The 17925-nt window shown below is 45.4% G+C and carries 17 protein-coding genes; 11 read left to right on the top strand and 6 right to left on the bottom strand.

The genetic code is table 11. The annotated features are described in order from the left end of the window. The first annotated feature begins 9 nt into the window (after positions 1–9). Positions 10–774, top strand: a complete 765-nt coding sequence (locus C0979_RS04370; RefSeq protein ID WP_101694866.1) for a DeoR/GlpR family DNA-binding transcription regulator — start codon at positions 10–12, stop codon at positions 772–774. 106 nt (positions 775–880) lie between these two features. Here C0979_RS04370 and C0979_RS04365 read toward each other — a convergent pair whose 3' ends face one another. The 4 genes from C0979_RS04365 to C0979_RS04350 all read right to left on the bottom strand — a co-directional run bounded on the left by C0979_RS04365 (position 881) and on the right by C0979_RS04350 (position 3844). Continuing rightward, the gene (locus C0979_RS04365) at positions 881–1303 is read right to left on the bottom strand and encodes a bacteriohemerythrin (protein WP_101694865.1); all 423 of its coding nucleotides are present in this window, start codon (positions 1301–1303) and stop codon (positions 881–883) included. 31 nt (positions 1304–1334) lie between these two features. After that, positions 1335–2003 carry a phosphatase PAP2 family protein gene (locus tag C0979_RS04360; RefSeq protein ID WP_242962644.1) on the bottom strand — a complete coding sequence of 223 codons (669 nt, stop codon included), beginning with the start codon at positions 2001–2003 and terminating at the stop codon, positions 1335–1337. 109 nt (positions 2004–2112) lie between these two features. Then, complete coding sequence (locus C0979_RS04355; protein WP_101694863.1) at positions 2113–3045, bottom strand: diacylglycerol/lipid kinase family protein; 933 nt, start codon at positions 3043–3045, stop codon at positions 2113–2115. 196 nt (positions 3046–3241) lie between these two features. Then, entirely contained in the window at positions 3242–3844 is a 603-nt protein-coding gene (locus C0979_RS04350) for a TetR/AcrR family transcriptional regulator (RefSeq protein WP_101694862.1), read from the bottom strand. Positions 3845–4060: 216 nt separating this feature from the next. On the opposite strand from C0979_RS04350, the gene C0979_RS04345 reads away from it, so the two are divergent. The 5 genes from C0979_RS04345 to C0979_RS04325 all read left to right on the top strand — a co-directional run bounded on the left by C0979_RS04345 (position 4061) and on the right by C0979_RS04325 (position 9651). Continuing rightward, on the top strand, positions 4061–6217 hold the full coding sequence (locus C0979_RS04345; protein WP_101694861.1) for a Tex family protein: 2157 nt from the start codon (positions 4061–4063) through the stop codon (positions 6215–6217). A 37-nt stretch (positions 6218–6254) separates the two neighbouring features. After that, positions 6255–7127 (top strand): YitT family protein, encoded by an 873-nt coding sequence (locus tag C0979_RS04340; protein WP_101694860.1) that lies wholly within the window; start codon positions 6255–6257, stop codon positions 7125–7127. Positions 7128–7148: 21 nt separating this feature from the next. Next, positions 7149–8051, top strand: coding sequence for a DMT family transporter (locus C0979_RS04335; protein WP_101694859.1), 903 nt, complete (start codon positions 7149–7151; stop codon positions 8049–8051). A gap of 110 nt (positions 8052–8161) precedes the next feature. Continuing rightward, positions 8162–9361, top strand: a complete 1200-nt coding sequence (locus C0979_RS04330; RefSeq protein ID WP_101694858.1) for an FprA family A-type flavoprotein — start codon at positions 8162–8164, stop codon at positions 9359–9361. A 44-nt stretch (positions 9362–9405) separates the two neighbouring features. Beyond that, positions 9406–9651 carry a TM1266 family iron-only hydrogenase system putative regulator gene (locus C0979_RS04325; RefSeq protein WP_101694857.1) on the top strand — a complete coding sequence of 82 codons (246 nt, stop codon included), beginning with the start codon at positions 9406–9408 and terminating at the stop codon, positions 9649–9651. Here C0979_RS04325 and C0979_RS04320 read toward each other — a convergent pair. Continuing rightward, entirely contained in the window at positions 9620–10504 is an 885-nt protein-coding gene (locus C0979_RS04320; RefSeq protein WP_101694856.1) for an AraC family transcriptional regulator, read from the bottom strand. The genes C0979_RS04325 and C0979_RS04320 overlap by 32 nt on opposite strands. Positions 10505–10633: 129 nt before the next feature. Between C0979_RS04320 and C0979_RS04315 the strand changes: the two genes are divergently transcribed. The 4 genes from C0979_RS04315 (at position 10634) to C0979_RS04300 (ending at position 16494) form a co-directional block, all read left to right on the top strand. After that, the gene (locus C0979_RS04315) at positions 10634–11803 is read left to right on the top strand and encodes a galactokinase (RefSeq protein WP_101694855.1); all 1170 of its coding nucleotides are present in this window, start codon (positions 10634–10636) and stop codon (positions 11801–11803) included. Between the two features lie 26 nt (positions 11804–11829). After that, complete coding sequence (galT, locus tag C0979_RS04310) at positions 11830–13320, top strand: UDP-glucose--hexose-1-phosphate uridylyltransferase (protein ID WP_101694854.1); 1491 nt, start codon at positions 11830–11832, stop codon at positions 13318–13320. A 19-nt stretch (positions 13321–13339) separates the two neighbouring features. Next, positions 13340–14902, top strand: a complete 1563-nt coding sequence (locus C0979_RS04305; protein ID WP_101695314.1) for a chloride channel protein — start codon at positions 13340–13342, stop codon at positions 14900–14902. A gap of 179 nt (positions 14903–15081) precedes the next feature. Next, positions 15082–16494 (top strand): amidophosphoribosyltransferase, encoded by a 1413-nt coding sequence (locus tag C0979_RS04300; RefSeq protein WP_101694853.1) that lies wholly within the window; start codon positions 15082–15084, stop codon positions 16492–16494. Positions 16495–16591: 97 nt separating this feature from the next. Here C0979_RS04300 and C0979_RS04295 read toward each other — a convergent pair whose 3' ends face one another. Next, entirely contained in the window at positions 16592–17092 is a 501-nt protein-coding gene (locus C0979_RS04295) for a GNAT family N-acetyltransferase (protein ID WP_101694852.1), read from the bottom strand. Positions 17093–17217: 125 nt separating this feature from the next. Here C0979_RS04295 and C0979_RS04290 point away from each other — a divergent pair, with 125 nt between their 5' ends. Next, positions 17218–17922: an ABC transporter ATP-binding protein gene (locus tag C0979_RS04290; RefSeq protein WP_101694851.1), complete on the top strand. Its 705-nt coding sequence runs from the start codon at positions 17218–17220 to the stop codon at positions 17920–17922. Positions 17923–17925: the final 3 nt, after the last annotated feature.

Genomic DNA, 17925 nt, shown 5'->3' with positions numbered 1-17925 from the left:
GGAGGAGAAATGCAGGAGCGCAGGCGGGCTATTTTACGAAAATTAGAAGAATGTGGAAGTGTGAAGGTGAACGATCTGAGCCGGGAACTGGGATGCTCGGAAGTGACGATCCGTGCAGATATCCGCGCGATGGAGCAGGAGGGAAAGCTGACACGCACCCACGGGGGAGCGGTGGGCAAGACTGCAGACGAGGAAGTGCATCACTACCGGGCAGAGAGCCTTTATCGGAATACGGAACTGAAAAAGCAGATTGCGGCCTGTGCCTATGCGTTTATCGAAGATCGGGACACCATCATTATTGATGATGCGTCTACCAGCTTTTATCTGGCTGTTTATATTCGGCAGCATCCGGAAAAGCATCTGGCGATTGTAACCAATTCGCTGTTGGCGGCGAATGAGCTTGCGGGATGTTCCCATGTGGAGCTTTTCATGGTAGGCGGTCATGTGGGGGGCCATCTGGCTGCGACCATGGGAGAGGCAGCGCAGGAGAGTATGGAGAAGTTCCATGTAGATAAGGCGTTTATCGGGGTTCACAGCATCAACTTTGATGTGGGGCTTACCTCTATTGCGACACCGCAGATGCAGGTGAAACAGGCGATTATGAAGACGACAGAGAAAGTATTCGTATTGGCGGACAGTACGAAGTTCGGAGGCGGATATCTGTCAGTGATCTGCCCGATCAAGTCTGTCTATAAGATTATTACGGATAAGAAAGTATCACGCGAGAATGTTGTTCGAGCGGAACGGGAAAGTGTGCCGCTGGTGATTGCGTAAAAAGAATTGTATAAAAGGATTGCATACAAGAAAATGAAAAACCCTGTACCAGGAATTCTAGTGAATCTCTGGTGCAGGGTTTTAAAATTTCCAACGTCGTTGGTGATTAAAGTCGTTCGTTGTTTTCGCGCATGAATTTGTATTCAGCAACAGAACGATCAAATGTCTCGATGTGAGTGTAGAACCATTTTACGATGTTTTCCTGTACCTTCTGAACGAATGCATTGGATGGGCCTTCTTCTTCGGTCAGCATCTCTTCCAGCTCTTTGATGGTCTGTTTGAAGATCTCGTGCTGAGCTTTGTGCTTTTCAAATCCAGGATAGTTAATTTCCTGCTGTAACTTTTCTTCAGCAGAAAAATGGAAGTCTGTGTATTCGGACAAATAATCCAGTGTGTTTACGGCAATTGTCTTCTCGTTGCCAAGCTCACAGCTTTCCAGCAGCTTGTTCATTCTTCCGATCAGCTCCTTGTGCTGGGAATCAATCATCTCATTTCCGGTAACCAGGTTGTCACTAAATTCTGCATACATAATTTGTATCCTCCTTGTCAGATCTTATTTTTTATATTAGCTGATGTGAAAGTTTAGGTTCCTTACGTTCCTGCATTACGTATACGAAGGGATAGATAATACAGGATATTACGATGGCTGCAATCACATCTGTCACCGAGTGCTGTTTTAAGAACATGGTGGACAGAATGATAAGTCCGGCCAAAAGGTAGGAACTATACTGCACAGCTTTGTGTTTTTTCAGTGCATTGCTGTGTGAAATTGCAATCACAGCGCCGATGGAATTGAATACATGGATGCTCGGAAGCACGTTGGTTGAAGTATCCGTTTGGTATAGCTGCCGCACCATATCTACAAAGATATTGTCGCGGACAAAGGTGTCTGGGCGAAGATTCAGTCCATTTGGGAAAACCGTACATATAATCAGGAAGATGGTCATGCCTGAAAATAAAAATGTGGTCAATTTATAGAATCCTTTCTTATCTGTAAAGAAAAAGTAGCCTACGGTCACGGCAATAAATAAAAACCACAACAGGTACGGAACGATGAAATATTCTACAAATGGAATATAGTCATCAAGTGGAGAGTGGATAATATAGTGTCGGACATTTGTCCGTCTCTCCAAATAGAAAAACCACGGCAGATAAATGAACGCATATAGGAACACCCATGCATGGCTATATTTTTTTAGCGTTTTTTTGACTGTGTTCACAGTATTCATACAGATTCCCCTTTGTATGTTGTTCTGTTTAAACGTATTTCGATTACACCACGGATTATACCATGAAACAGGGGAATCAACAACCATATTCATTTTTTGTTAATAAATTTCACAGTCTTTTAGGAGTCGGCGCTCCGATAAGACGCAGTTTGTCCGGTTCGCAAAAGAGACGGAGCGTTCTTTTCAAGAACACGGGTTCGCCGTCTGCGTGCACCGGAAGGGGAACAGGGCTGATGAACTGAGCTTCCCGGCAGGTAAAGAGATTGACGCCCTTGAAACGTGTATGAAGGCCGAAGAAAGCGGTTGGGAGAAGGGCGAGCACTTTCCATTTGGAAATTTTGCTGATTACAATAATGTTGAGTCGGTCATCCTGGTAGTCTGCATGAGGGCAGAACTTAAATCCCCCTCCTTCATAGCGAAGATTCATTCCGGTTGCAAAGAATACTTGTTCAAAATGGTGGGTTTGTCCATCCAGTACAACGGTCATAGACGAAGGCTTTAGCGTGAACAAGCGGTGGAGCGCGACTGCGGCGTAAGAAAGCTTTCCAAGCCGAAACCGGTTCAGAAGAATCTTCAGGCGGGATACCATTACTTCGTGGCAGACACCGGCGTCAAATCCGATGCCGGAACTGACGGCAAATCGCCTGCGCTTTTGCTCATATTCCAGTACGCCGATGTTGAGGTGTTCGTAGTTTGACGGCGTTAGAATGTTCTGAAGCGCCTTGACAGGATCGGTGGGAAGTCCGGTTCCCCGTGCAAAATCATTGCTGGAACCGATGGGGATGTATCCTAGCGTTACCTTGTCAAGGGAAGTGATGCCATTGATTACTTCGTTGATGGTTCCATCGCCGCCAAGCACGATAATGGTGTGCCGCTCCAGGTCGGAAGTCAGTTCCTGCACCAGCTTTGTGGCGTGATTCTGGTATTTGGTAAAATATACCTGATAAGGAATCTTTTGTTCTTTCAGCACCGCTTCTACCTGATGCCATCTGGTAAGCCCCAGGCCGGAACGGGCATTTGGGTTTGTAATAAACGTATACATTCATGTTCTCCTTATAGAAGTTATCTATAACTGAGGGAGTTATATTATGATAACTGATTGGATTTCTGTGAAAAATGATGGTATGATACAACCATAAAGATATTATTGTTTTGGTAGTAACAACTGCCATATTCCCTTCTGGAAAATCCTCTCAGGTCGCTTGCCTGAGGGATTTTTTCATGTTATCGGGATTCTGTTAGAATAACCCGTTCAGATAAGTGGTCAGAGAACGTTTCATATTTCCTTCAAAATCAGCTTCTCCATTTTTTAGACACCATTCAAATACATTTCCGATTACGATCATCCGGATGTCTGTGGTGATGGATTCCAGATCCTGCTCAATTGTGAGAATTTCGGCGTCAATTGCTTTTTGCAGATAGTTTTGCACCGTCAGGATTGGATATGGACGAGCGGTACGGATCAGTGGGTTTAAAGATTGATTTTTTGGGGTGTAATAGTTTGCCATGAATTCTACCCCCAGCTCCTGACAGTAGTGAACATAGTTCCGGTAGACTTCTACAATCGTGTTTTTGGCATCTTCCACATTCTTCGGAAGATCCAGAAGATCCGGATTGATGCTTGGCTGTTCTTCTATATAATAGGATAAAAGGTCGTCCTTGGTCTTGAAATGGTGATAAAAACTTCCGTTGGAGACTCCGGCTTCCTCGCAGATATTTTTGATTGACAGGCGTTCGTAGCCCTGTTTTCTTAAAATCTGTTTTGCGGCGCGGAAGATTTTGGCTTTCGTTTCTTTTGACTTTAATTGCTGCTTGGATAGCTCTTGTGTTTCTTCATGCATGTGTTATGACTCCCCTTTAATTTGAAGTTATTTTTATGGTAGACACAGTATAGCATGTCTGGTTGGTTTTTTCAAGAAAACAGAGTGAACTCGGTGTGGGTTATGCCATTGCGATGCAAGAAAAATTCCGTTATAATGGACAGCAGTGGCTTGAAAAGGGCGAATGGAAATCTGCGAGAAAGCGGCGCCTAAGAGCCGGAAGAGAGGTATGCAAATATGGACATTAATCAGAAAATAACAGAAGAGCTTGGCGTAAAGAGATGGCAGGTGGATGCAGCGGTCAAACTGATTGACGAAGGCAATACCATTCCATTTATTGCGAGATATAGAAAAGAGGCGACGGGAACACTGAACGATGAACAGCTTCGGAAGCTTCACGAGCGTCTGGTGTACCTTAGAAATCTGGAAGAGAAGAAGGCGCAGGTCTTATCCAGTATTGAAGAGCAGGGAAAGATTACGGATGAGCTTCGGGCGCAGATTGAGAAGGCGGAGACACTGGTCGTTGTAGAAGATTTGTATCGTCCGTATCGTCCAAAGAGAAGGACACGCGCGACGATTGCGAAGGAGAAGGGATTAGAGCCTTTGGCAGCCTTGATCCTGCTGCAGAAGACGGACGTTCCGTTGGAACAGACTGCACAGGCTTATGTAGATCCTCAAAAAGAGGTACATAGTGCAGAGGAAGCCATTGCCGGGGCAAGAGATATTATTGCGGAAGGTATTTCCGATGAGGCGGATTACCGAAGCTATATCCGTAAAATAACCATGCAGAAGGGACGCGTGGTCTCTGCGGCAAAGGATGAAAAGGCAGAGTCTGTCTATGAGATGTATTATGAATTTGAGGAGCCGATTCAGAAATTGGCAGGACATCGGATTCTGGCGTTGAATCGCGGAGAGAAAGAGAAATTTCTGATGGTAAAAGTGGAAGCTCCAGAAGAAGACATTCTTAGATATCTGGAGAAGAAAACGATCCACCGGGAAAATCCATATACGATGCCGGTCTTGAAGGAGGCAGCTGCGGATAGTTACAAGCGTTTAATTGGACCGGCTATTGAACGGGAGATCCGAAGCGATCTGACGGAGAAGGCGGAAGACGGGGCGATCGAGGTGTTTAAGAAGAATCTGGGGCAGCTCTTGATGCAGCCTCCGATTGTGGGGCAGACGGTGCTTGGCTGGGATCCCGCATTTCGTACCGGATGCAAGCTGGCAGTGGTGGATCCGACGGGAAAGGTCATCGGGACAACAGTGATTTATCCAACGGCGCCGACGACACCGCAGAAGATAAAAGCGTCAAAAGATTTATTGAAGAAAATTATTAAAAAATACCAGATCACGTTGATTTCACTTGGAAATGGAACGGCATCCCGGGAATCGGAGATGTTTATCGTAGAATTATTAAAGGAAATTCCAGAAAAGGTGCAGTATGTCATCGTTAGTGAGGCAGGAGCTTCGGTGTATTCGGCAAGCAAGCTGGCAACAGAGGAATTTCCGAAGTTTGATGTGGGGCAGAGAAGTGCGGCTTCTATTGCAAGGAGACTTCAGGATCCGCTGGCAGAGCTTGTGAAGATTGATCCGAAATCCATTGGGGTTGGCCAGTATCAGCATGATATGAATCAGAAGAAGTTAAGTGAAGCCCTGTCTGGCGTGGTAGAAGACTGTGTCAATAAGGTAGGGGTAGACTTAAATACGGCATCCGCACCGCTTCTTTCTTATATTTCAGGCATTTCAAGTGCTATCGCCAAGAATATTGTGGCGTACCGGGAAGAAAACGGAAGATTTCAAAGCAGGAAGGACCTTCTGAAGGTTGCGAAGTTGGGACCTAAGGCTTATGAGCAGTGCGCCGGATTTATGCGGATTCAGGATGCTAAAAATCCGCTGGATGGAACCAGTGTTCATCCGGAATCCTATGAGGCAGCAGAGAAGCTTTTGGAAAAACAAGGCTTCCAGACATCGGATATCAATGGAGGGAAACTGACGGGATTGTCTCTTACCATCAAGGATTATGGACGTTTGGCACAGGAACTTGGGATTGGAGAAATTACGCTTCGGGATATTGTGCGGGAGTTGGAAAAGCCGGCCAGAGATCCGCGTGATGAGATGCCAAAGCCGATTCTTCGCACGGATGTGCTGGAGATGAAGGATCTCACAGAAGGAATGGTCTTAAAAGGAACCGTCAGAAACGTGATTGACTTTGGTGTGTTTGTGGATATTGGCGTACATCAGGACGGGTTGGTTCATATTTCAGAAATTACCGATAAGAAATTTATCAAACATCCGCTGGAAGCGGTCAGTGTTGGGGATATTGTGGATGTCAAGGTGTTGAGTGTGGATCCGAAGCGGAAACGGATTCAGCTGACCATGAAGGGGATTTCTTAACGGGCAGATGAAATTGGTGAAAAGAGGTTGAGTTAAAATGGAAAAGAAATGGAAAAAGAACCTGTGGACAATTATTGGGGTTTTGGCAGGGAACCTGATCCTTGCGTTTACGGTGTCGGCATTTATGGTGCCTCACGGAATTATTATGGGAGGCGCGACGGGTATGGGTCTGACGATCAGCCACTATTTCCCGATTGATCTGTCCCTGATTATCTTTATCGTCAATGCGATTTTATTTGTGCTGGGGGCTGTGGTGCTTGGTAAGAAGTTTGCGCTGACGACCATTATCAGTACCTTTGTATACCCGACATTTTTATCGGTCGTAAGACAGATTCCGGGCGTGGCGGATATGACGGATAATATTATGCTGGCAACGATTTACGGAGGAGCGCTTTTGGGGCTTGGAATCGGTCTGATTGTCCGGGTAGGAGCGTCCACAGGAGGAACGGATATTCTGGCATTGGTATTCAACAAATGGTTTCATATTCCAGTGGCAGCACTTTTGTATGTTGTGGATTTTACAGTGCTGGGAATGCAGGTGTTCTTTTCCAATTCCGAACAGATTCTGTATGGTATTCTTGCGCTGATTCTAACGACAATTGTGCTGAACTGCGTGATGCTGATGGGACAGTCTCAGATTCAGCTATTTATTATCACGGAGCTTTATGAGGAAGTGAAGGAGAAGATGCTAAAGGAAATCGATGCCGGAGTAACCATGGTTCATATTGAAACCGGTTATGGAAAGAAACAGCAGCAAGGCGTACTTTGTGTGATTCCAAAGCGGAAGCTTTATTCTGTGAAGGAACTGGTGCAGATGGTCGATCCAAAGGCGTTTATTACCATTACGCAGATCAACGAAGTTCGGGGAAGAGGATTTACGCTGGAGAGACGTTATGGAGAGGAAAGTTAGAGAAGCTAGAGGAAAATAGTTATGAAGGAACAAGGAGGGACACAGAGAAAGCGCGGGTTCATGCTGGCCTTTTTGGCAGGGCTTTTGTGGGGGGCTTCAAGCCCTGTGGCTCAGTATCTCTTTGAGCAAAAAGACATTGTGTCGGAGTGGCTGGTTCCCTACCGGCTTTTGTGTGCAGGAATCCTGCTGTTTGTTTATGCAGTAGTCTGGAAACGGCAGGAACCATGGGGGATTTGGAAGGAGAAAAGAGACGGCATCCGGCAGGTGCTTTTTTCCATTTTGGGAATGATGGGGATGCAGTATACTTTTTTTGCCATGGTACAGGAGACGAACGCGGGGACGGCAACCATTTTTCAATATCTGAATCCGGCAGTGCTGATTCTGTATTATGCGCTTCTGTACAGGGTGCCGCCGAAGGCAAAGGAAATTCTGGCAGTTTTTTGCTCGGTATCAGGAATCTTTCTGGTGGCAACCCATGGCAATATCCACGCCATGAGTGTGTCGGGCAAAGGGCTTTTTATCGGAGCGTTGGTGGTACTGACAACCTGCTTTTACGGGGTGCTTCCAGCGCCTCTTTTGAAAAAGTATCCGGCAGAAATGGTGTGTGCATGGGCCATGATACTAGGCGGTGTGGTTTTGACACTGGCAACCAGGCCGTGGCGGATTGCAGCGTCTATCGATCTGGGCGTTGTGATTGCATTTTTGGTAATTGTGATTCTGGGTACTATTTTGCCGTTTTGCTTTTATCTGGCAGCAGTGGCAAAGGTGGGATCGGTGTATGCTGGACTTTTGTCCAGTATGGAGCCTGTGGCAGCGACAGCGTTTGCGTTCCTGTTTTTAGGAACAAAGTTTCAGCCCATTGACCTGGCTGGATTTGCGCTGGTATTGTCAACCATGTTTATTTTAAATTACAAATCCACATAATAAAGAACAGGCATAGGCTGAAAATATTTTGTCCAATCTGGAGGAACTGTGCTATAATAGGTGTGCTTGTTAATAATAGAAACGATACCTGATAGGAGGAGTCTTAAAATATGCAGAGTACGAGAAAAGTAACAGAAGATATCATTTGGGTAGGCTGCGATGACAGAAGAACTGCGTTGTTTGAAAATTTATTCCCAATTCCAAGGGGAGTGTCTTATAATTCTTATCTGATTTTGGATGAGAAGGTGACGGTAATGGATACAGTGGATGCATCTGTGACTGCACAGTATCTGGATAACCTTACTTATGCACTTGCTGGAAGAAGTGTGGATTATCTTGTGATTCAGCATATGGAACCGGATCATTGTGCGAATATCGAAGAGCTGATGAAGCGTTATCCGCAGATGAAGGTGGTAGGAAACGCAAAGACGATTCAGATGATCCAGCAGTTTTTTGCGATTGATACGGATAACCGAGTGGTGCTGGTAAAAGAAGGCGATACCCTTTCTACCGGAAAACATACGCTTCACTTTGTGATGGCACCGATGGTACACTGGCCGGAGGTTATGGTGAGTTATGAGGAGACGACAAAGATCTTGTTTGCGGCAGATGCATTTGGAACCTTCGGAGCATTAAATGGAGGTCTCTTTGACGATGAAGTAGATCTGGATGCAGAATGGGTGAAGGATGCCAGAAGATATTATTCCAATATTGTCGGAAAATATGGAATGCAAGTACAGGCTCTTCTTAAGAAAGCAGCAGCCTTTGATATTCAGATGATCTGTTCCCTTCATGGTCCGGTTTGGAGAGAGAAGATTGCCTGGGTGGTAGAAAAGTATGATCTTTGGAGTCGCTATGAGCCGGAAGATCGCGCAGTGGCAATTTTCTATGGTTCCATTTACGGACATACGGAACAGGCGGTGAATGCTCTGGCTTGCGCGTTGGCAGAAAAAGGTGTAAAGAGAATAAAAGCTTACGATGTGTCTACAACGCATGTATCGGAACTGATTGCAGAGTGTTTCCGGTGCAGCCATATTGTGTTGGCAAGTCCAACCTATAACGGAGGAATCTATCCGCCGATGGAAAATCTTCTGACGGACATGAAGGCACTGGCTGTACAGAAACGTACTGTGGCTGTGATGGATAACGGAACTTGGGCGCCGACGGCTGGAAAGCAGATTGTGAAGTGCTTGGAAGAGATGAAGGAGATGAATGTTCTGGATCTGAAACTGTCCATCAAGTCTGCATTAAAGCAGGAGCGGGCGGAAGAACTGGATGCATTCGCTAAGCAGATCGCAGACGCTCTGTAAGAACTTGTTTTGGTGTTAAGAGATATCGGAAAGGATGAACTGTGATGGAGAGTCGGGTGTCTGTCATCAGTATTATTTTGAAAAATGAAGAGGCGGCGACAGCGGTTAATGAACTGCTGCACGAGTTTCGCCAATATATTGTGGGACGTATGGGAATCCCGTACAGAGACCGGGGTGTATCCATTATCAGTGTGGTATTGGATGCACCGGGAGATGTTACCAGTGCTCTGTCCGGGAAGCTTGGGATGCAGGAAGGTGTCAGTGCGAAGACATTGACCGCCAAGCTGTAGGAGAACAACCCATATAACGTTTGAAAATCTGACCGTAATAGGCCGGCGTGGAGAATCCAACCATGCCGGCCGTTTTTGTAATACTTTCTCCGGCGCGAAGAAGAGGCAGGCTGTTCTGAATCCGAAGGAACAAAAGGTAGTCGAAGATCGTCATCTTCATATATTTCTTAAAGAAGCGGCAGCACTCGCTTTTGCAGATGCTGATGTGGTCGGCCACATCGTCAAGAGAAAGGTCTTCCTGATAGTGAGCCTGCAGATAGGTAAGAATCTGCTTCAGACGTTCCAGGTGTTTCTGGGGTCTTGCTTCTTCTTCCGGAAGACTCTTAAAATACCGGTAGAGCTTCTGCCAAATCTGGGTCAGGAGAAGATGAACTTCCAGTTCGTAGTCGTAAGGCGGATCCTGGGCAAGCATTGTGATCTCCTGAATGAGAACGAGGATTTCCTGCTGCCACTTGGTATCTGGTGTAAGCTTTAAGGAATGCCAGACCTCGCTGGAGGTGATAAAGTCAACATATCGCGTCTGCAGCAGACTGTTTTCGTAGCCGTAGATAAAACGGGGGTGAAAGGTGACGGTCAGATAATCACAGTTCTGTCCGTCTTTCATATGGCCTGAGTGCAGTGCGTTGCTGTTGCCGAAAAGTCCTTCTCCTTCGGAAAGGGTATATTTTTTGTCGTTGACATAGTATTCCATTTGACCGGAAGTAATCAGCGTCAGTTCGATTTCCGGATGCCAGTGCCACAGGAAATTGCCCTGTTCATAAGACTGAATGGATTCGGGACTGATATGAACAGGGAAGGCAAAGCTTCCGTGGCTTTTGATTTCTTTTTGGTTTTTTTCGGTGTGGATCTGCATGCCTTCTCCTTTTTTCTTGTTTTTCCTCAATATTCTTATAATTTGATACAATATCCTTATTGTGATAATACACATGTCGCATTATAATTATAAATTAGATGGAAAATAATATCAATGGAGGATTTTGAAATGACCAAAGAACAGCTGATCGCAAAATTTAAAGAACTCTATGGCGCAGATGGGGAAGTACGCGCATATTTTGCACCGGGACGCGTGAACCTGATCGGAGAACATACGGATTACAACGGGGGACATGTATTTCCGTGTGCGCTGACACTTGGTACGTATGGAATCGTAAAAAACAGAGAGGATCGCAAGCTTCGTTTTTACTCCGCTAATTTTGGAAAATTAGGTGTGATCGAGACGAGTCTTGACGAGTTGGTTCCGGATGAGAAGGCGAATTGGACCAATTATCCGAAGGGAGTAATGTGGGCGTTTGAGAAGAGAGGGTACAAGCTTCCACATGGACTGGATATCCTGATTTACGGAAATATCCCGAATGGTTCCGGACTGTCTTCTTCTGCATCTTTGGAAGTGCTGACAGGGCTGATCTTAAAAGATACCTTTGGATTCGACGGTGTATCCATGATTGATATCGCGCTGATCGGACAGGATTCTGAGAATAACTTCAATGGATGTAACTGCGGTATTATGGATCAGTTTGCAAGTGCAATGGGTAAGAAGGATCACGCGATCTTCCTGGATACCAACACGCTGAACTACGAGTATGCACCGGTGGTTCTTGAGGATGCGAAGATCGTGATTACCAATAGTAAAGTAAAGCACAGCCTGGTGGATTCTGCTTACAATGACAGAAGACAGGAATGCGAGACGGCGCTGAAAGAACTGCAGGAAGTAATGGATATCAAGACGTTAGGAGATCTGACAGAAGAGGAATACGAGGCGCATAAGGACGCTATTAAGGATCCAATCAGACAGAAACGTGCAAAACATGCGGTTTACGAGAATCAGAGAGCAATCCGTGCAGTAGCAGCGTTGAAAGATAACGATGTGGAATTGTTTGGAAAACTGATGAATGCATCCCATGAATCTTTGCGCTATGATTATGAAGTTTCCTGTGAAGAGATTGATATTCTGGTAGATCTGGCGCAGGCAATGCCGGGCGTATTAGGATCCCGTATTACAGGAGGCGGATTCGGCGGATGTACAGTCAGCATCGTGAAAAATGATGCAGTGGATCATTTCGTTGATGAGATTGGAAAGATCTATGAAGAAAAGGTCGGACACAAAGCTGAGTTCTATGTGGTAGATATCGGAGATGGAGCAAAGACATTATAGACGAAGAGAAGAAAGGAGAAGAGACGATGTTAAGTGAAAATATTAAAAAGCTGGTAGAGTACGGAATTCGCACGGGTCTGACACCAGAGTGTGAGAGAATCTATACCACCAATCTTCTGCTGGAACTCTTCCATGAAGACGATTATGAGGATGTAGAAATTTCTGAGGAAGAGATCGAACTGGAAGATGTGCTGAAGAACCTGTTAGATGAAGCTGCAAGCCGCGGTATTATTGAGGACAGTATCGGATACCGTGATCTGTTTGATACAAAGCTTATGAATTGTCTGGTTCCAAGACCGGCACAGGTACAGGAAACGTTTGCAAAGAAGTATGAGGTTTCCCCGGAAGAGGCAACCAGCTATTATTATAAACTGAGCCAGGACAGTGACTATATTCGCCGTTATCGTGTGAAGAAGGATATGAAGTGGAAGGTAGACTCTCCATACGGCGAGATCGATATTACGATTAATCTGTCTAAGCCGGAGAAGGATCCGAAGGCCATTGCAGCGGCAAAGAATGCCAAGGCAAGCAGTTATCCAAAGTGTCTTCTGTGTGTGGAGAATGAAGGATATGCAGGAAGACTGAACCATCCGGCAAGAGAGAATCACCGGATTATTCCGATTACAGTGAATGAAAGCTGCTGGGGATTCCAGTATTCTCCATATGTGTACTATAATGAGCACTGTATCGTATTTAACGGAAAACATGAGCCGATGAAGATAGAACGTGCTACATTTGCAAAATTATTTGACTTTATCAAGCTGTTCCCACATTATTTCCTTGGCTCTAATGCCGATCTTCCGATCGTTGGAGGCTCCATTTTAAGCCATGACCATTTCCAGGGAGGACATTATACATTTGCGATGGCAAAGGCTCCGATCGAAAAGGAAGTGGTAATTCCGGGATATGAGGATGTGGAAGCCGGTATCGTGAAATGGCCGTTATCTGTGCTTCGTATCAGAAGTAAAGACGAGAAGAGACTAATCGACCTGGCAGATCATGTGCTGGGGGCATGGAGAGGTTATACGGATGAGGCTGCATTTATCTATGCAGAGACAGATGGAGAACCGCACAATACGATTACACCAATTGCCAGAAAAGTGGGAGACGTATTCGAACTGGATCTGACACTTCGGAATAACATTACAACGGATGAGCATCCGCTTGGCGTATATCATCCGCATGCAGAGTATCACAATATCAAGAAAGAAAATATTGGTTTGATTGAGGTAATGGGACTGGCAGTACTTCCGGCGCGTCTGAAAGAAGAGCTGGAGATTCTTTCGGATTATCTGGTAAATGGCAAAGAAATCAGAAGCAATGAGAAAATTGAAAAGCATGCAGAATGGGTAGAGAAATTCCTTCCAAAATATGATAAGATAACAGAAGAGAATGTAATGGATATCTTGAAAGAAGAAGTCGGCATTACATTTACTCATGTGCTGGAAGACGCCGGCGTATATAAATGTACACCGGAAGGCAGAGAAGCGTTCTTGCGTTTTATCGGCATATTATAGGAGATGTGGAGGAATGGATGTGAAGAAGGATACATCCAGCACCATTAAGCGTGCACAGAGGTTTCAGGTAATATTAATAGGAGAAGGAATCCTGGTAGGAGGCATCGGCGGTCTGCTGGTGCTTCTCTATCGGTTGTGTCTGGAGGGGGCATCCAAAGGGCTGAATCAGATTCTTGATTTTATCGGACGGGACCCACTAAGGATCGCAGGATGGTTTGCGGTCCTTTTTGTAATGGCGTGGATAGTAAGCCGTCTGGTGAGGTATGAGCCGATGATATCGGGAAGTGGGATTCCTCAGCTGGAAGGAGAGATGGTAGGGAAACTGAATCAGAGGTGGCAGCGGGTGATTCCGGCCAAATTCTTTGGTGGTTTTCTGTGCCTGTTGGGAGGTCTTGCACTGGGAAGGGAAGGCCCCTCTATTCAGCTTGGGGCAATGGCCGGAAAAGCGGTATCTCAGGGACTTGACAGAGGAAAGACAGAAGAGAGGTTCCTGTTGACTTGCGGGGCCAGCGCCGGGCTGTCGGCGGCCTTTCATGCGCCGCTTGCGGGAGTTATGTTTTCCCTGGAAGAAGTGCATAAGAATTTTTCCGTGTCGGTGCTGGTATCGGTGATGGCGTCGTCTTTGACGGCGGATTTCTTAAGTTCGACAGTGCTTGGCGTGGATTCGGTATTCCAATTTGATATTCTTAAGGCTCTTCCTCAGGAATACTACTGGATGATTCTTCTGCTTGGTGTGGTGCTTGGAATTACAGGAGCTTTTTACAACTGGTTTACATTGAAGGCGCAGAGTGTTTATCGGAAGATGGAGAAAGTACCTATGGTGGTAAAGATGATGATTCCTTTTGGGTGTGCCGGGGTTTTAGGACTTACAGTTCCAAAGCTTTTGGGAAGTGGTCATGCGCTGATTGAGGAGCTTACCCATACGGAAATGTTATTGTCTACCGTCATCTTTATCTTAATCGGACGTTTTCTTTTCTCAGCGGTGAGCTTTGGCTCCGGTGCGCCGGGCGGGATTTTCTTCCCACTTTTGGTTATTGGCGGATTCATTGGCGGAGCATTTGCGACGGCGGGAGTTCAGTTCTTTGGGCTGGATCCAGGATATGTCAATAACTTTGTGCTGCTTGCCATGGCAGGATATTTCTCGGCCATTGTACGCGCTCCACTGACTGGGATTATTCTGATTTTTGAAATGACAGGATCATTGAGTCAGATGTTATCGCTGGCTATTGTATCGATTGTCGCGTATGTAGTGGCAACCCTTTTGAAATCCAAGCCAATCTACGAAAGTCTTCTGGAACGGATTTTGGGGCGTCAAGGAGAAGTGGAACCGGAAGGAAAGGGAGAAAAGATTCTGACGAATTATGTCGTGCATCAAGGATCACGGGTGGAAGAACAGCGGATCAGCGAAATTGAATGGCCGGATAATTGCCTGTTAGTAGTAATTCAAAGAGGATCGGAGGAATTGATTCCAAGGGGCAGAACAAAACTTCAGACTGGGGATGTAATCGTTACCATGACAGATGACCGGGACGGCGTTATGGTGCAGGAGCAGATGGAGAAATTGTGTCGGGAGATGTTTTAGCGGATTTTAGCACCGGGAGAAATATGTATTGTATTTTATGAGATACGGTGTGAAAAGAATTAGACATGAGACCGGTCGTGTGGTACAATTTATTAGTGGTATATATATATCGCAGAGAAAGATAATTAAAATTAATAAAACAAAAGCAAAAAACAGGAGCAAAGAAAAGGAGAATCATAATGGGTGGTTTTTTTGGAGTAGCATCAAAAAATGATTGTGTACTGGAGCTGTTTTACGGAGTCGATTATCACTCTCATCTGGGAACCAGACGTGGAGGAATGGCAACTTATGGCGAGGAAGGATTTAACCGTGCAATTCATAATATCGAGAATTCACCGTTTAGAACCAAGTTTGACAGGGATGTAGGGGAGATGCATGGAAATCTCGGAATCGGCTGTATCTCAGACTTTGAACCACAGCCGCTTTTGATTCAGTCGCATTTGGGAAGCTTTGCCATTACGACAGTTGGAAAGATCAACAATACTGAAGAGCTTTTGGAACAGATTTACCGGGATGGACACTCTCATTTCCAAGAGATGAGCACTGGGCAGATCAATGCGACGGAGCTGGTGGCATCTTTGATTTGTAAAAAGAGTTCTATTGTAGAAGGAATCCGATATGTACAGGAGAGCGTAGATGGATCCATGTCCATTCTGTTGATGACGGAAGAAGGTCTTTATGCAGCAAGAGACCGATATGGAAGGACACCGGTAGTCATCGGCTGTAAGGAAGATGCTTATTGTGTATCCTTTGAAAGCTTTGCCTATATTAATCTTGGATACCAGGATTATAAAGAGTTGGGACCGGCAGAGATCGCCTTTATCACTCCGGAAAAAGTGGAAACAGTCAGTGAACCAAGAGAAGAGATGAAGATCTGTTCCTTTTTATGGGTATACTATGGGTATCCGACCTCTGCATATGAAGGACTTAATGTAGAAGAGATGCGGTATAAATGCGGAAGTATGCTGGCGAAACGGGATGGTGACAGCGTGCAGCCGGATATCGTAGCAGGAGTGCCGGATTCAGGAATTGCCCATGCGATCGGCTACTCTAATGAGGCGGGAATCCCGTATGCAAGACCGTTTATCAAGTATACGCCAACCTGGCCAAGATCCTTTATGCCAACCAATCAGAGTCAGAGAAATCTGATTGCTAAAATGAAGTTGATCCCGGTAAAAGCGTTGATTGAGAATAAGAAGCTGCTTTTGATCGACGATTCTATCGTTCGCGGAACACAGCTTCGAGAGACGACAGAGTTCCTGTATCAGAGCGGGGCCAAGGAAGTGCACGTAAGACCGGCATGTCCGCCGCTGCTGTTCGGTTGTAAATATTTGAACTTCTCACGGTCTAAATCGGAGATGGATCTGATCACCAGACAGGTGATCCGGGAACTGGAAGGCGGAGAATGCTCCAGGGAAGTGCTGGAAGAGTATGCGGATCCGTGCAGCTGCAAATATGAGCAGATGGTAGAAGAGATCAGAAAACGTCAGAACTTTACGACACTTCGTTATCATAGATTGGATGATCTGATCGCTTCCATTGGATTGGAGCCTTGTAAAATATGTACGTATTGCTTTAATGGAAAAGAATAGCCACGAAGGCATTGAGTCTTGTAATGACTAAAAAACCAGTGAATGAGCATTTGTGCTCATTCACTGGTTTTTTGCTGTTCACTTTCCTGTTATAGATCTAAATTTCATACATCAGGATATAATCATCCATAACGAATCCATTTCCGATATCTGCAACCTGTTCATCTACGATTCGAAAGCCCAGATGATCATAGATTGCAAGTGTAGTATCATTGTGTTTATTGCAGGTCAGCCAGATGCAGTTAAGACCACGGGTCTTGCAAAGAGCAACGAGGAATTTCAATGCTTCTGTTGCAAGATGGTATCCGCGGAATTGTTCATAGATGTATAGTTTACTTAAGAACAGGGCGTGGTCCTTTTCGTGAATGCCGGCATACCCAGCAAGTACACCGTTTGCCAGACACTGGAAATATTCATAGCCGTCTTGCTCGATCTGTGCTTTGATAGCAGAATAGGACTGGAATTTTGTAAGCATGTATTCCACCTGGTCTTTACCGATGATGGGGGTGAAGTGCTGGCGCCAGATCTGAGAGGCCAGAGCGGCAGTTTCTCTAATTTGTTCGTCTGTTTCCACTGCAATGATTCTTGTTACAAACATAAGAGTTCCTCCTTGTTCCAAAAATGATTTTTATAATAGTTTTATAATTTGTCTATCCCTTTTTCTTTATTATACGTGGTATAATAAAAAGATACAAGAAAGGTTTTTTGGTTCGGAGGGGAGTCATGAAAGATTTTGTAAAATTGGAAAATGTGAAGAAGCGTTATCAGATGGGAGAAGTCGAGATTATGGCGGCGGACGGCATCGATTTTTCTATAAAAAAAGGAGAATTTGCAGTGGTGGTAGGTCCCAGTGGCGCAGGGAAAACTACCGTGCTGAATATTCTTGGAGGAATGGATACTGCTACGGAAGGGAAAGTTCTGGTGGATGGAGCTGATATTGCCGGATATTCCCAGAAAAAGCTGACCGGATATCGGCGGGATGATATCGGATTTGTGTTTCAGTTCTATAATCTGATTCCGAATTTGACGGCGCTTGAGAATGTGGAATTGGCTCTTCAAATCTGCAAAGATCCGATGGATGCAAGAGAAGTGCTGGAAGAAGTAGGTCTTGGAGATCGCCTCTATAACTTTCCGGCACAGCTGTCCGGAGGGGAACAGCAGAGAGTCTCTATTGCCAGAGCGCTGGCTAAGAATCCGAAGCTTCTTTTGTGTGACGAGCCGACGGGAGCGCTGGATTACAATACAGGGAAATCCATCTTGAAGCTTCTGCAGGACACCTGCAGGAAGAAGGGGATGACGGTAATTTTGATTACTCACAACTCAGCAATTGCGCCAATGGCAGACAGAGTCATTAAGATTAAGAATGGAAAAGTTTCCAAAATTGTGGAAAATGAACATCCGGTACCGGTGGAGACGATAGAGTGGTAATGC

The organism is Dorea phocaeensis, from assembly GCF_900240315.1.
GTDB classification, from domain to species: domain Bacteria; phylum Bacillota; class Clostridia; order Lachnospirales; family Lachnospiraceae; genus Dorea_B; species Dorea_B phocaeensis.
Note: the sequence above shows the minus strand (reverse complement) of the source record. Positions and strands in the feature narration are given on the sequence as shown.

Coding starts and splice junctions, on each gene's coding strand:
- C0979_RS04345 (WP_101694861.1), top strand. CDS start 4,061: ATGGACATTAATCAGAAAATAACAGAAGAGCTTGGCGTAAAGAGATGG.
- C0979_RS04335 (WP_101694859.1), top strand. CDS start 7,149: ATGAAGGAACAAGGAGGGACACAGAGAAAGCGCGGGTTCATGCTGGCC.
- C0979_RS04300 (WP_101694853.1), top strand. CDS start 15,082: ATGGGTGGTTTTTTTGGAGTAGCATCAAAAAATGATTGTGTACTGGAG.
- C0979_RS04355 (WP_101694863.1), bottom strand. CDS start 3,045: ATGTATACGTTTATTACAAACCCAAATGCCCGTTCCGGCCTGGGGCTT.
- C0979_RS04360 (WP_242962644.1), bottom strand. CDS start 2,003: ATGAATACTGTGAACACAGTCAAAAAAACGCTAAAAAAATATAGCCAT.
- C0979_RS04350 (WP_101694862.1), bottom strand. CDS start 3,844: ATGCATGAAGAAACACAAGAGCTATCCAAGCAGCAATTAAAGTCAAAA.
- C0979_RS04290 (WP_101694851.1), top strand. CDS start 17,218: ATGAAAGATTTTGTAAAATTGGAAAATGTGAAGAAGCGTTATCAGATG.
- C0979_RS04325 (WP_101694857.1), top strand. CDS start 9,406: ATGGAGAGTCGGGTGTCTGTCATCAGTATTATTTTGAAAAATGAAGAG.
- galT (WP_101694854.1), top strand. CDS start 11,830: ATGTTAAGTGAAAATATTAAAAAGCTGGTAGAGTACGGAATTCGCACG.
- C0979_RS04370 (WP_101694866.1), top strand. CDS start 10: ATGCAGGAGCGCAGGCGGGCTATTTTACGAAAATTAGAAGAATGTGGA.
- C0979_RS04330 (WP_101694858.1), top strand. CDS start 8,162: ATGCAGAGTACGAGAAAAGTAACAGAAGATATCATTTGGGTAGGCTGC.
- C0979_RS04295 (WP_101694852.1), bottom strand. CDS start 17,092: ATGTTTGTAACAAGAATCATTGCAGTGGAAACAGACGAACAAATTAGA.
- C0979_RS04365 (WP_101694865.1), bottom strand. CDS start 1,303: ATGTATGCAGAATTTAGTGACAACCTGGTTACCGGAAATGAGATGATT.
- C0979_RS04340 (WP_101694860.1), top strand. CDS start 6,255: ATGGAAAAGAAATGGAAAAAGAACCTGTGGACAATTATTGGGGTTTTG.
- C0979_RS04320 (WP_101694856.1), bottom strand. CDS start 10,504: ATGCAGATCCACACCGAAAAAAACCAAAAAGAAATCAAAAGCCACGGA.
- C0979_RS04315 (WP_101694855.1), top strand. CDS start 10,634: ATGACCAAAGAACAGCTGATCGCAAAATTTAAAGAACTCTATGGCGCA.